Source organism: Maribellus comscasis (assembly GCF_009762775.1).
GTDB lineage: Bacteria > Bacteroidota > Bacteroidia > Bacteroidales > Prolixibacteraceae > Draconibacterium > Draconibacterium comscasis.
In genome coordinates this window covers 7067704-7080902 of the sequence record NZ_CP046401.1, presented here as the reverse complement: position 1 = coordinate 7080902, position 13199 = coordinate 7067704, and the positions used below count along the sequence as shown (strand labels likewise).

Genomic DNA, 13199 nt, shown 5'->3' with positions numbered 1-13199 from the left:
AATAGAGCGACAGGAGTTAAAATTGAAACCGAAATAAATATCAGATATAAAATGGGAGAATTAAGATTAATGAAAGGAAATGAGGTGCTGGCCGAAGCCGCCATCCGCTGTGGATGCGACGGATATTTCGGTTATCCCATTACACCTCAGTCAGAAGTTATGGAGACACTTATGGCGCGTCAGCCCTGGAACGAAACAGGAATGACGGTTTTACAGGCCGAAAGCGAAGTGGCTTCTATTAACATGGTTTACGGAGCTGCAGGTTCCGGGAAAAAAGTAATGACTTCCTCTTCCAGTCCGGGAATTAGTTTAATGGCTGAAGGAATCTCATACATTGCCGGAGCCGAGTTACCCTGTTTAATAATTAATGTACAGCGCGGTGGACCTGGCCTTGGAACTATCCAGCCCTCGCAGGCCGATTATTTCCAATCGGTAAAAGGAGGTGGCCATGGTGATTATAAGATGATTGTTTTGGCGCCTGCGTCGGTTCAGGAGATGAATGATTTTGTTGATCTGGGGTTTGAACTGGCTTTTAAATACCGTAATCCGGCAATGATCTTAACCGATGGTGCTATCGGTCAAATGATGGAGAGAGTGGAACTGGCTGATTTTAAGCCCCGTTGGACGGATGAGGAAGTCAAAACAAAGTCGGGTGCCTGGGCAACCGTGGGGAAAACTACAGACAGAGAGCGAAATGTTGTGACTTCGCTGGAAATGGATTCTGCAAAAATGGAAGCCAATAATCTGCGTTTTCAGCAGAAATACAAACAGATGGAAGAAGAGGATTGCCGGTATGAAGAGATTAGGTGTGACGATGCTGAATATATTTTGGTGGCATTTGGAACTTCCTCGCGGGTGTGTCAGAAATCAGTTGAAATTGCGCGTGCAAAAGGTTTGAAAGTCGGTTTGCTTCGCCCGATAACACTTTTTCCTTTTCCTAAAAAGGCGATAAATAGACTGGCTGAAAAAGCAAAAGGATTTTTATCGGTTGAGATGAGTGCGGGGCAAATGATTGAAGACATCAAATTAGCAGTATATGAAGCCGGGAAAAATACCCGGGTTGAGCATTTTGGCCGGATGGGGGGAATTATTCCTGCACCGGGTGAAGTTGTTGAAGCGTTGGAAGAAAAATTTTCATGGGAGATTAGTTATGGAGTTAAAAGATATTATTAAACCGGAAAATCTGGTCTACGACAAATCACAGGTTCAGACCGATACAATAATGCACTATTGTCCGGGGTGCTCTCACGGAGTTGTTCATAAAGTAATTGCTGAATTAATAGGCGAACTGGGCATTCAGGAAAGAACAGTTGGAATAGCACCTGTAGGTTGTGCGGTGTTTGCTTACAATTACATTGATGTGGACTGGCAGGAAGCTGCTCATGGAAGGGCCCCGGCAGTTGCAACAGGAGTGGCCCGCTTAAATCCTGATAAGTTTGTGTTTACCTACCAGGGCGATGGAGACCTGGCGTCGATTGGGTCAGGAGAAATTATGCATGCCTGTAACCGTGGCGAGAATATACTTGTTGTTTTTATCAACAACGGAATTTACGGAATGACCGGTGGTCAAATGGCCCCAACAACATTAGACGGAATGGTGACTTCAACAACGCCTTTCGGAAGAAATGCCGATTTGAACGGATACCCGATGAAAATTACTGAGTTGATTGCTCAACTTCCCGGAACTTCATATGTTACGCGTCAGGCAGTTCACAATGCTGCCTCAGTTCGCAAATGTAAACGTGCCATAAAAAAAGGTATTCAAAATGTGCTGGCAAAAAAAGGTACCTCTTTTATTGAAGTAGTCTCAACCTGCAACTCCGGTTGGAAAATGACACCGGTTGCAGCAAACAAATGGATGGAAGACAATATGTTTCCGTTTTATCCGCTGGGAGATTTAAAAGATGGTGTGAAAGGAGAACCTGTTTCAAAAAATTAAAAGCAAAAATTATGACAGAAGAAATTATAATTGCGGGATTTGGAGGACAGGGTGTACTTTCGATGGGAAAAATTCTTGCTTATTCGGGAATTATGGAAGACAAGGAAGTTACCTGGTTTCCTTCTTACGGGCCGGAAATGCGTGGCGGAACTGCCAACGTAACTGTAATTGTGAGCGATACAAGAATTAGTTCACCTATTTTGCAGGAATTCGACACTGCCATTATTCTGAATCAGCAGAGTATGGATAAATTTGAAAAAGCAGTAAAACCCGGTGGTACGCTGTTGTACGATCCTAACGGCGTTATTCATCCGCCAACCCGAACTGATATAAATATCTATAAGGTAGAGGGGACTAAAACGGCGGTTGATATGGGAAATCCAAAGGTTTTTAATATGATAGTTTTTGGAAGTTACCTCAAAGTAAGGCCAATTCTTTCTTTGGATAATGTTGAAAAAGGTCTTCAAAAGTCTCTGCCGGAAAGGTATCATAAGTTGATTCCCCTTAATCTGGAAGCTATAAAAAAAGGTCAGGATATTGTTGAAACAGTACAGGCTGTTTGAATTTCTTAAAGTGATTGGGAAAAGAGGTTGTCCAAAAAGTTATTTCATAATGGGATTAACTTACAATTCGTAAGTAACCGCTTTGTTTCTTACCCTAAATCCCCTGTAGGGGACTTTAAGCCTCCCACTTTAGGGGAGGTTTGGAGGGATAAAACGAAAGCCGGTTATAAAATGAAAGTTTCATTTTAATTTATTTTACTTTTGGGACAGCCTCTTTTTTATATGTTTTTCACCTCAAAATCTAAAAAAGCGCAACGAAATATGATGGATAAAAGCAAAGTTGGCCCTTTTTAATACAGGAAAATTTCTTACTTTGCACCAAAATTACTGTTGTGACTTTGCCAAAACGGTCTACCTTAAATTTTTATGCAAAATAAAGTTGTTGTTATAACCGGTGCGTCATCGGGAATTGGAAAAGCATTGGCTCAAAAGTATGCAGCCGAAGGATGGGATCTTGTGCTTGCTGCAAGAAGGATTGAAAGGTTACATGCACTGGAAAAAGAATTAAAAAATACGAATATACTTTCTGTAAAAACCGATGTTTCATTGGTTGATGATTGTAAAAATCTGATTGATAAAGCAATAGAGAGATTTGGTAAAATTGACGTTCTGATCAATAATGCCGGGATTTCGATGCGCGCTATTTTTGAAAATGTTGAGCTTTCAGTATTACATAAAACCATGGATGTTAACTATTGGGGAACAGTGTATTGTACAAAATTTGCTTTGCCTCATTTGCTGGAAAGTAAAGGTTCTTTGGTGGGTGTTATTTCGGTAGGTGGTTATGTCGGTTTACCGGGGAGAACAGGTTATTCAGCATCAAAATTTGCCGTACGTGGTTTTTTAGATACAGTTCGGGTCGAAAACCGGCGTTCGGGATTACACGTACTTGTTGCTGCTCCGGGCTTTACTTCTTCCGAAATACGCAAATCGGCGTTGGTAGCCGATGGCCGGCAGCAGGGAGAAACACCCCGGGATGAAAATAAAATGATGTCGGCAGAGGAATGTGCTGGTCACATATACAGGGCGGTAAAAAGAAGAAGACGGAAAATTATCCTGACTGTAGTGGAAGGGAAGCTTACCGTTTTTATGGCTAAAATGTGGGCTGATTTGGTCGATGGTGTGATGTACAGAATGTTTGCCAGCGAACCCGATTCTCCACTCCGTTGATGTTCCTTTCTTCAGATTCCGATATTACGGATTAGTACAATTGTCAGAGAAACCAGAACAACGATAACAATTGCCGCTCCGGCTATTTTGTTAAACCAAAAATAAATTTTTGTATTGATCCTGTTCTTTAACAAGCTAACAAATCCGGTTAAAATAAACCACCAGAAAACTGCGCCAACAAAAAAGCCCGCAAGAATAAAAATGGCCTGATTGAGACGTGCAACATGCAAAATAACTCCAAAAGCGGTAAATATCCCAATGTGTAAAAAAACAACGAGCGGATTTGTAAAAGTGAGCAGGAATGTTGTGAAGATATTTTTTACTAAAGTATTGGGTTTACTATTCAATTTCTCAATTCTTTTTTCAGGATGGTTAAAGAAAATAACTATTCCCAGAAGAATTAAAACCATTGAACCCCCTATTTTTAAATAGATCTCGTTTACACGGATAAAATCAATTATGATTGAGAGGCTAAAACCAGCTACTGTGGCATAAACAGTATCGGAAGTGGCAGCTCCGATTCCCGAATAAAAACCGGAGTTTCTACTGTTTCCAATTGTTCTTTGAATGATTAAAATGCTTATCGGGCCTACAGGAAGAGACGAAAGAAATCCTATTATTATTCCTTTAACAATAAATTCAAAAATCATGTTATAAAAGTAAAATTTTTGTGAACGAATCAGATATTTGAATAGTAATTTATCAGTTGAAATAAATATTTTTACATTTAAATTATCAAACAAAAACATTATGGAAGAATTAACAGTGGGAACCCGGGTAGATCATCCGCGTTACGGGGAAGGAATAGTAAGTAAAAATAACTTAACAGCATACGAAATTTTTTTTGAACGCGGTGGCAAAATTGAAATTACAAAGCGGAATACTGATTTAAAGGTTATTCAGAAAAATGAAGAGGTTTCTGCTAAAACCGGGCTCACAATTGCTGAAATTGAAAAGGTAATGAGTTATGTTTTAGATCAATATGGCGCGTTGAACGAAGTGGTTCCATTGGGTGAAAAATGGAAAGGCGGAACCATGCTTTTGCAACCGGCAAATAAAGAATTAAAACCAAAAGAAATCCCGGCTGAAGCCTTTTTTCACAAAATTGTAATGTTGCGTGATCGTTTGCGGGTTTTAGAACAAAACATAAACAGCCACAGTGTTTTAACCGATGAGGAAAAAGTTAATATTCAACAATATATTACCCGGATTTATGGCTCGTTAACCACTTTTAATATTTTATTCTCAGAAAAAGAACATTACTTTGTAGGATCAAAATCGAAATAATTATGATTAAAAAAATAACGCTCATTTTGCTGGTGATAATAAATGTAAACTCGTTTGCACAGGATAAAACCCTTAAAGTATGGCCCAACGGTGCCCCAAATGATAATGGAATGAAAGAGCCGGAGGAAAAATATGACGGTGTTCGGGTGAGAAATGTTTCTGAAGCAGAAATGTATGTCTATCTCCCTGAAAAAGAAAATAACACAGGTGCTGCTGTAGTTATTTGTCCCGGCGGTGGTTATGTCATAGAGGCAATGGATCATGAGGGATACGATATGGCAAAATGGCTGGCTTCAAAAGGTGTGGCCGGAATCGTTTTGAAATACCGATTGCCATATGGGAATCACGAAGTTCCGTCGACTGATGCAAAACGTGCTGTGCGTATTGTTAGAAAAAATGCAGCAGAGTGGGGGATAAATCCCGAGAAGATTGGAATTGCAGGTTCTTCCGCCGGAGGTCATTTAGCTTCTACTGTAGGTACCCATTTTGATTATGGAAATAAAAAAAGCAATGATGCAATTGAACAAATAAGCTGCCGGCCTGATTTTATGTTGTTGTTGTATCCTGTGATAACACTTAGGGAAGCATTTGGACATATGGGATCGAGGGTGAATCTTATTGGTGAAGGACACGATTGGAAAATGATTTCCGAATATTCAAACGAAATGCAGGTTACACCGGAGACACCTCCTACATTTTTTATATTGGCTGACGACGATGGTGCTGTTCCTCCAAGAAATTCTATAGAGTTTTATTTGGCGATGAAAGAAAATGGTGTACCTGCGGAATTGCATATTTTTAAAGATGGGGGACATGGTTTTGGCATGTACAAACAAGATTTACCCGTTAATCAGTGGCCGGAATTGTTTTATTCATGGCTAAAAGCTCAGAAAATAATCGACTGATGCGAGATACCCATCCTCTAAAGGTAATGCGTTTTTGTCCAAAGTGCGGTTCTTCTGATTTTAAAGTGGCCGGAGAAAGGTCGTTAAAGTGTAAAACTTGCGGTTTTCATTATTTTGCAAATTCTTCTGCAGCAGTTGCTGCATTGGTTGTGAACGATGAAGGAAAGCTAATGTTAACCAAACGAGGCATTGACCCTGGTTATGGAAAGCTTGATTTGCCGGGAGGTTTTGTCGACCCGGGGGAAACTGTTGAAAATGCATTAAAAAGAGAGTTATATGAAGAACTGGGATTAAAGGTTCAGTCATTTCATTATCTTGGTTCTGCACCCAACGAGTATATTTTTTCAGACTTTAGTGTTTTTACCATCGATCTGGCATTTAAAGTTATTCCCGAAACAACCCAAGGTCTTCGTGCAATGGATGATATCCTTGATTATAAATTTTATAGTGAGCAGGAAATAGATTACAACGATATTCCCGCCCCTTCAATAAAACATTTTGTACAACAATATTTTCAAAATGAACGAAATTAGAATGAGAGTTAAGGCGCTGCGCCTGGAAATGTTAAAACAAAATCTGGATGCATATTATATTTCGGGAACCGACCCACATTCCAGCGAATATTTACCAAACAGGTGGAAAACCCGTGAGTTTATTACCGGGTTTACCGGTTCTTTCGGAGTAGTTGTAGTTACGCAGGAAGAAGCAGGTTTGTGGACAGATACACGCTATTTTTTGCAGGCAGAAGAACAATTAAAAGGCTCGGGAATAAAGATGTTTAAGCTACGGGTTCCGAACGCTGTTTCGCCTGAAAGCTGGCTTGCTAAAAAATTGCCGGAAGGAAGTAAAGTGGGGATTGATGCCCAGTCGGTTACGATAAACGGTTTCCGCGATTTTGAAAATGTATTGGTTGAAAAGGGCATAAATCTGGTAAAAACAACCGACCTTTTGGATAAAATTTGGGAGGAAAGGCCTGAAATTCCGGCTGATGGTATTTTTGAACTCGAAATTAAATATGCAGGTTTGTCGAGGAAAGAGAAAAAGGATACAATCGTTGCTGAGCTAAAAAAATACAATGCAGATTACCATATTGTGTCCATGCTCGATGAACTGGCGTGGTTGTTTAATCTGCGTGGCTCTGATGTAAATTATAATCCGGTATTTACGGGGTATGCAGCCGTGGGCAAAACAGATATGATTCTTTTTGTTGATAAAAATAAAATGTCTGTTGAGCTTCAGCAACAATTGGAAAAAGAAAGGATTACAGTAAATAATTATGACGACTTTTTTCCCTGGCTTTCAGAATTTCGAAAAAAGAGTGTGTTTATTGATCCGTCAACTGCAAATTATTCAATTTATGAAACACTTGAAAAAGGTGGAAATGTGTTGTCGGAAGGAACTTCGATTACTGCACTTTTAAAAGCCCGGAAGAATAAAGTTGAGCTCAAAGGATTTCGCCAGGCAATGATAAAAGATGGTGTTGCTTTGGTCGAATTTCTTTTTTGGCTAAAGCAGAATATCGGAAAAGAGAAGATTACAGAATATTCTGTTGGTAGAAAACTAGCCGAGTTCAGGGCAAAACAGGAGGATTTTAAAGGAGAAAGTTTTCCTCCAATTGTTGGATATAAAAGTCATGGCGCAATTGTACATTTAAACGTAGGTCCGGATGATGCACTGCCGCTTGAACAGGATGGGGTTTTGCTCTTCGATTCAGGAGGCCAGTATCTGCAGGGAACGACTGATATTACCAGAACTGTTGCACTGGGTGAAATAACAGAACGCCAAAAGAAGGATTTTACCCTGGTATTAAAGGGAATGATTGGCCTGACCCTGGCTGTTTTTCCTGTTGGAACAAAAGGATGCCATCTTGATATTCTGGCCCGAAAAGCGCTTTGGGAAAGCGGTATTAATTACGGGCACGGTACAGGGCATGGAGTAGGGCATTTTTTAAATGTTCATGAAGGACCGATGGCAATCAGACAAGAGTTTAATGTAAATACAATCGATGCCGGAATGGTGCTTTCGAACGAGCCGGCAATGTACCGGGAAGGACAATATGGTATACGAACCGAGAATATGATTGTTTGCGTTGAAAAGGAAGAAACTGAATTTGGTAAATTTTTGGGATTCGACACACTTACGCTTTGCCCGATTGATACCGGTTTAGTAGATATCAGTTTACTAACGCCCGAAGAAATTGATTGGATAAACGAGTATCATCAGCGGGTAAGAAAAGAATTATTGCCTTTTATGGATGAATTTATACAACCGTTTTTGCTGGAAATTACCAAGCCCGTTTAGTTTGTTCTAGGAAGAGTAATAAAAAAATTGCTCCCTGTCCCGGGGGCACTTTCCACAAAAATCTCACCCCCGTTTTTTGTGATAAATTCTTTGCAAAGAAAGAGCCCGAGTCCGGTTCCCTCTTCGTTGGCAGTACCAAAACGTTGGGTTTTTTCTTTAATGTCAAAAAGTTTTGAAAGAGTTTCTGCGTCTATTCCAATTCCAGAGTCAGAGATGCTGAATTGCCAGAATTTTCCATTTTCAGAGGCGTTTATTTCAATTCTGCCTTTTTGGTTGGTAAATTTTATTGCATTGGATACTAAATTTCTAAAAACGGTAGAAATCATATTTCTATCTCCATGGCAAACAATTTCTGCCGGAACATTATTAATCACTTCTATTTGTTTGCTGTCCGAATGTTTTGCCAGCAAGCTGATATTTTCAAAAATTACTTTATGGGGACTAAATTCTGTTTGATTGACAACAATTCTCCCGGTTTGCGCACGCGACCACTCAAGAAGATTTTGAATCAGTGCATATGTATTTTTTGACGTTGAATTTAATTCCCTTATAAATTCTATTTTGTTTTCGTCGTCAAAAATTTCCCAGTTTTGAACCAGTGCATCAGTAAGTCCCAATAAAGCATTAAAAGGTGTTTTCAAATCGTGGGCAATAATTGAGAAGAACTTGTCCTTGGAAGCGTTGGCGATGCTAAGTTCCTGTGTTCTTAGTTTTACCTTTTCTTCCAGTGAAGAATTTAGTTTTTTTAATTCCTCATTTTGTTTTCTGATTTGGAGCTCTTGGAAAAAGCTTTTAATGGCTTCTCTTACTGTTAACACCAGATCATCTTTATCCCATGGTTTTGCTATAAAACGGTAAAGCTGGGCGTTATTTATTGCGTTGCCAATTCCCTCAATACTTGCCTGCCCTGTCAACAAAATTTTCAGCGAACTGGGAGAAAGCTTATGGATTTCCTTTAATAATTCATCGCCTTTCATTCCTGGCATAATATAATCCGAAATTACTACCGGCACGTGTATGTTTTCTTCCTGAAGTTCCCTGAAAAATTCAAGCGCATCTTCACCACTGTCTGAGGTTTCTATATCGTATTCGGTACCAAAAAAGTTATTTAGTTGCTCTTCAAGTGCATCAAGAATAATTTCTTCATCATCAATACACAAAATAACTTGTTTCCCCATATTTTTATATTTCGTTAATTTCAGAAATTCCTTTTCTAATAATTTTTTCCAATTGCTCCTGCGTCCAGGGTTTAGTTATGTAGGCATATAGCTCTGCATTTTGTCTTGCATTTTCTATTGCTTTGTTATCCGCTTGTCCGGTAAGCATTACTTTAATAATCGACGGAAATTTTTTATGCACCTCAATTAGAAATTCGTCTCCTTTTTTGCCTGGCATCAACCAATCGGATACGATAACCATCACCTTGATTCCTTCTTCGGTAAGTTCTTCCAGTAAATCCATTCCGTCTTCTGCATTTTCAGCATATTCATAAATAAATTCATCGCCAAAAATATTCTCGATCTGCTCCCCCAAACTGTCCAGAATAATATTCTCATCATCCACACAAACTATTGCTTTGTTCATTTTCTTTTTTATTTAATCAACCGGAAGTGTTACGATAAAAGTAGCACCTTTTCCAACCTCACTTTCCAGATTCAATTCAGCATTATGTTTTTCAACTATTCTTTGCACTATGTCAAGGCCAATTCCTGTGCCTTCGCCCGATTTTTTTGTGGTAAAAAACGGTTCAAATATTTTTTCTCTTATTTCTTCAGGAATACCTTTCCCCGTATCTCTGATACTAACTTGCACATGTGTTTTAAGGTTTTTTACGGAAATGGTTAAAGTTCCATGATTTTCCATCGCATGTATAGCATTGGAGATAAAATTAATCCAAACCTGCACGAGTTCATCAGGATAACAGTTTATTAAAGGAATGTCATCAAATTTCTTAATTACTTCAATTCCCTGTTTTAGTTGGTTATGCTGCAATGTAAGAACCGTTTCAATATTTTCAATTAAATCGGCCTTTTCCTTTTTATCTGAATAATCTTTATGAACAAACCGTTTCAGTGCAAAAACTACTTTCGATGCTTTGTCAACAGCCAGTTTAATGTTTTCTGCGTTCTTCCGGACAGAATAAATATCTTTTATCGATTTCAGAATAAATTCCGGATCTTCAACATCGAGCAGTGGAATAATTTTATCAACCTCTTCATAGAGATTTAAATATATGAGTATATCGGTAACAGTGTGCGGGTTTTCAATATTTGCCTTATCCAGTTTATTCTGAATTTCTTTTTTGTATTGCCTTTTTAGTTTGGATGTGAGTGCAGGTTTGCTTTTTTCTATCAATGCCGTAATTCGCAGGAAAATAAGAAGTTCCTTTTTTGTGAGTTTTGTAAACAGCTTGTATAGGTTCTGCATCGAATTGTCCAGCGAATTTGAAATGTTACTTACAGATGCGTTGATAGCACCAATTGGCGTATTTATTTCGTGTGCAATGCCTGCAATTAGGTTACCCAGCGCCCCCATTTTTTCTGATTGTACAAGCTGTGACTGGGTTTCCTTTAAATTTTCCAGGGTTCTCTCCAGCTCTTCTTTTGTTGCAGTTATTTCTTTTATATTTTCTTTGAGCTCATCCTGGTGCGTTTTTAATTCCCTGTTTAGTTTTTTAAGCTCTGTTTCTTTTTTTCTTATCTGCGTTATGTCAACCTGTACACCAAGAACGCCTGCCGTATCAAGATAATCAATTTTAAACGGCTTTATTCTTGTATTTACAATAAGGCCATCTTCCTTATTGAAATCGCCTTCTTCATATGAAATTCCCTTGCCACTATTAATAATTTCCTTTTCTCTTTTATACTTTTTTTCAGCTTCCTTTTGGGGATAAAAATCGAAATCTGTTTTGCCAATTAGTTCTGTTGGCGTTAGTCCATAATTTTTTGCGACAAGCGTATTTGCGATAACAAATCGTCCATTCCTGTCTTTTAAAAATATTTTTTCAGGAATTTCGTTGATAATGTTTAACAATAATTGTTCTCTTTTCTCAATCTCTTTTTTTAGGCTTTTATTGTATTCATTTATCTTGGTTAGTTCGTCCAGATTTTGTCTTAACTCTTCTTCCTGTTTTTGTAAATTAATATTTTGCTTTTTTATTGTCTCTTCCTGCTTTGAGCGCTCGGTAACGTCGTGGGCAACGCCTTCAATCGATTCAATTTCACCGTTTTTATTATAAAGAGGTGATTCAGTTATTTCAATAATTTTAACTTGCTTGTCTTTGGTAAATAATTCAAATTCAAAGGTTTTTTGTTTTTCTCCACCGGCACTCTTTTTTAGTGTTTCGATAGTTTTTTTATTACGTTCACTGTTGGTCATGTGTTTAACAATTCCACCATACGCTTCTTCAACTGAATAACCGAGAACCTTTTCAACAGAAGGGCTTATATAAAGATATTTACCTTCTAAATTGTGGGAGTAGAAAAAGTATTCGTTTTCGAGGCTTTCTATCAGTCTTTTGTATTTTTCCGAATTTTCCATAAATCAAGTTTAATTCTAATTTATTACTTAGAATTTTTTATGGCAGCTAGTTCCTTTAAGTTTGTTAATATGGGTTGAATATATAAAAAAAAAGAAGATTCAACAGGTTCATTCTGATTTTGAAAAGGATTTACTTCCTCTGCTTTTTTGTTGTCGTTGAAAACAAGATGATTGTACTTATCAGAAAGGAAAAAATAATTATTATGTTCCCTGTAAGATCATTAAAATAAGTATTGACGATCTTCCCGGTTAATGCGATTGTCCCGCCGGAAACAATAGCGGGAATTATTTGCCTGTTATCCACCTTAATTCTTAATAACCCGAATAAAGTTGGAACAGTAAAAGCCCCGGAAAACAATGTTAGCGCAAAAAGTAACGACTGGATGACTGAGTTTACAAACAACGCGATTAGGATGCTTGTAACTCCCAATATGACAACTAAAAATCGGGTGAGTTTTATGGACGATTTCCCGCTTAGATCTCCGCTTGCAAGTTCTCCCAAAATAATCGAAGAGGTGAGCAAAGTAGTATCGGCTGAAGACATAACAGCAGATAATAAAGCAGCAAGAAATAATCCATACATCCAACCGGGTAAAAGATGTTCTGCAAAATCGATAATACCGGCCGATTCAACTGTGTTGGAATAAATTCCCAGGTAAGTGAGTGCAAATGACAAGGGAATAAGAATAAGCGCTACCGTAAGCACACTTTTTGAAGCCGTTTTTTCATCTTTTGCACAAAATAACCTGGAATAAATATCGGGGCCAACAACAAATGTTACGGAATAGGTAAGAAGAAGTATTAAAAGATCAAACGGTTTAAAATTGTTATTAAAAAGTAAAGTAGGGGAGAAATGCTCTACCTCACCGGAAGTCGGGTGTTCAACCGCATAAAAAGTAATGAGAATTATTCCGGCTATTATCAAAACCGATTGAATTGTATCAGTTTTGATGATGCTGTGCTGGCCACCAATTAAGGTATACACAATAAATACTACACCGGAAACGATGGCGGCCGGGTAGTAGCTCACAATATGCAGTCCGCTTAAAATTTTTGCAGCAGCTATAATTTGTGCAGCCACTATTCCAAGCCAGGCAACAGGAATAACAGCCGAAGCAATAATTTCAGCTCTTTTTCCATAAAATTTACCCAGAAGTTCAGGGAGAGTAAAATTTCCAAATCGTTTTACATATTTTGAAAGTGGAACGAGAAACAGTAAACCGGAAGCTGCTGAAAACAGCAACCAAAGTGCAGCCCATCCGATTTGCTGCCCAAGCTCAATAGTTCCCAAAATTGCTGACCCTCCGAGAAGAGTTGCAAGCAAACTTCCACTAACCGGAATAAATCCGGCTTTTTTCCCTGCAACATAATAATCGCCAGGGGTTTTTATCTTAAAAAAAGAAAATACCCCGATAACAATTAAAGCCAGAAAGTAAACTGCTATAATAATTTGTATCTGCATAATTTCAGATGGACAAATATCGGAATTTATGT

Annotated in this window: 13 protein-coding genes; 8 read left to right on the top strand and 5 right to left on the bottom strand. The window is 38.3% G+C overall.

Going from position 1 to position 13199, the window contains the following annotated elements:
* The first annotated feature begins 51 nt into the window (after positions 1-51).
* From GM418_RS28380 to GM418_RS28365, 4 genes are all read left to right on the top strand, one after another.
* Positions 52-1173 (top strand): 3-methyl-2-oxobutanoate dehydrogenase subunit VorB, encoded by a 1122-nt coding sequence (locus GM418_RS28380; RefSeq protein WP_158871308.1) that lies wholly within the window; start codon positions 52-54, stop codon positions 1171-1173.
* Positions 1151-1939, top strand: a complete 789-nt coding sequence (locus GM418_RS28375; RefSeq protein ID WP_158871306.1) for a thiamine pyrophosphate-dependent enzyme — start codon at positions 1151-1153, stop codon at positions 1937-1939. The genes GM418_RS28380 and GM418_RS28375 overlap by 23 nt, the downstream gene beginning before the upstream one ends.
* 11 nt (positions 1940-1950) lie before the next feature.
* Positions 1951-2502, top strand: a complete 552-nt coding sequence (locus GM418_RS28370) for a 2-oxoacid:ferredoxin oxidoreductase subunit gamma family protein (protein WP_158871304.1) — start codon at positions 1951-1953, stop codon at positions 2500-2502.
* 366 nt (positions 2503-2868) lie between these two features.
* Positions 2869-3672 (top strand): SDR family oxidoreductase, encoded by an 804-nt coding sequence (locus GM418_RS28365; protein WP_158871302.1) that lies wholly within the window; start codon positions 2869-2871, stop codon positions 3670-3672.
* An 11-nt stretch (positions 3673-3683) separates the two neighbouring features.
* On the opposite strand, the gene GM418_RS28360 is transcribed toward GM418_RS28365, so the two are convergent.
* On the bottom strand, positions 3684-4322 hold the full coding sequence (locus tag GM418_RS28360) for a LysE family translocator (RefSeq protein ID WP_158871300.1): 639 nt from the start codon (positions 4320-4322) through the stop codon (positions 3684-3686).
* Between the two features lie 100 nt (positions 4323-4422).
* Here GM418_RS28360 and GM418_RS28355 point away from each other — a divergent pair, with 100 nt between their 5' ends.
* From GM418_RS28355 to GM418_RS28340, 4 genes are read left to right on the top strand one after another with little or no spacing between them, the layout of a single operon-like run.
* Positions 4423-4959 carry a hypothetical protein gene (locus tag GM418_RS28355; RefSeq protein WP_158871298.1) on the top strand — a complete coding sequence of 179 codons (537 nt, stop codon included), beginning with the start codon at positions 4423-4425 and terminating at the stop codon, positions 4957-4959.
* A 2-nt stretch (positions 4960-4961) separates the two neighbouring features.
* Positions 4962-5864 (top strand): alpha/beta hydrolase, encoded by a 903-nt coding sequence (locus GM418_RS28350; RefSeq protein WP_158871297.1) that lies wholly within the window; start codon positions 4962-4964, stop codon positions 5862-5864.
* A complete protein-coding gene (locus GM418_RS28345; protein ID WP_158871295.1) occupies positions 5834-6397 on the top strand; it encodes an NUDIX domain-containing protein in 564 nt (187 codons plus the stop codon). Before GM418_RS28350 ends, GM418_RS28345 begins: the two co-directional genes overlap by 31 nt.
* Positions 6384-8165 carry an aminopeptidase P family protein gene (locus GM418_RS28340; protein WP_158871294.1) on the top strand — a complete coding sequence of 594 codons (1782 nt, stop codon included), beginning with the start codon at positions 6384-6386 and terminating at the stop codon, positions 8163-8165. Before GM418_RS28345 ends, GM418_RS28340 begins: the two co-directional genes overlap by 14 nt.
* Here the strand turns inward: GM418_RS28340 and GM418_RS28335 are convergent.
* From GM418_RS28335 to GM418_RS28320, 4 genes are all read right to left on the bottom strand, one after another.
* Positions 8162-9343 (bottom strand): hybrid sensor histidine kinase/response regulator, encoded by a 1182-nt coding sequence (locus GM418_RS28335; protein ID WP_158871292.1) that lies wholly within the window; start codon positions 9341-9343, stop codon positions 8162-8164. The two genes, GM418_RS28340 and GM418_RS28335, sit on opposite strands and share 4 nt — an antisense overlap.
* Positions 9344-9347: 4 nt before the next feature.
* Entirely contained in the window at positions 9348-9749 is a 402-nt protein-coding gene (locus GM418_RS28330; protein WP_158871290.1) for a response regulator, read from the bottom strand.
* A gap of 12 nt (positions 9750-9761) precedes the next feature.
* Positions 9762-11705 carry a PAS domain-containing sensor histidine kinase gene (locus GM418_RS28325; protein WP_158871288.1) on the bottom strand — a complete coding sequence of 648 codons (1944 nt, stop codon included), beginning with the start codon at positions 11703-11705 and terminating at the stop codon, positions 9762-9764.
* A 130-nt stretch (positions 11706-11835) separates the two neighbouring features.
* Positions 11836-13167, bottom strand: coding sequence for a sodium:solute symporter family protein (locus tag GM418_RS28320; protein ID WP_158871286.1), 1332 nt, complete (start codon positions 13165-13167; stop codon positions 11836-11838).
* Positions 13168-13199: the final 32 nt, after the last annotated feature.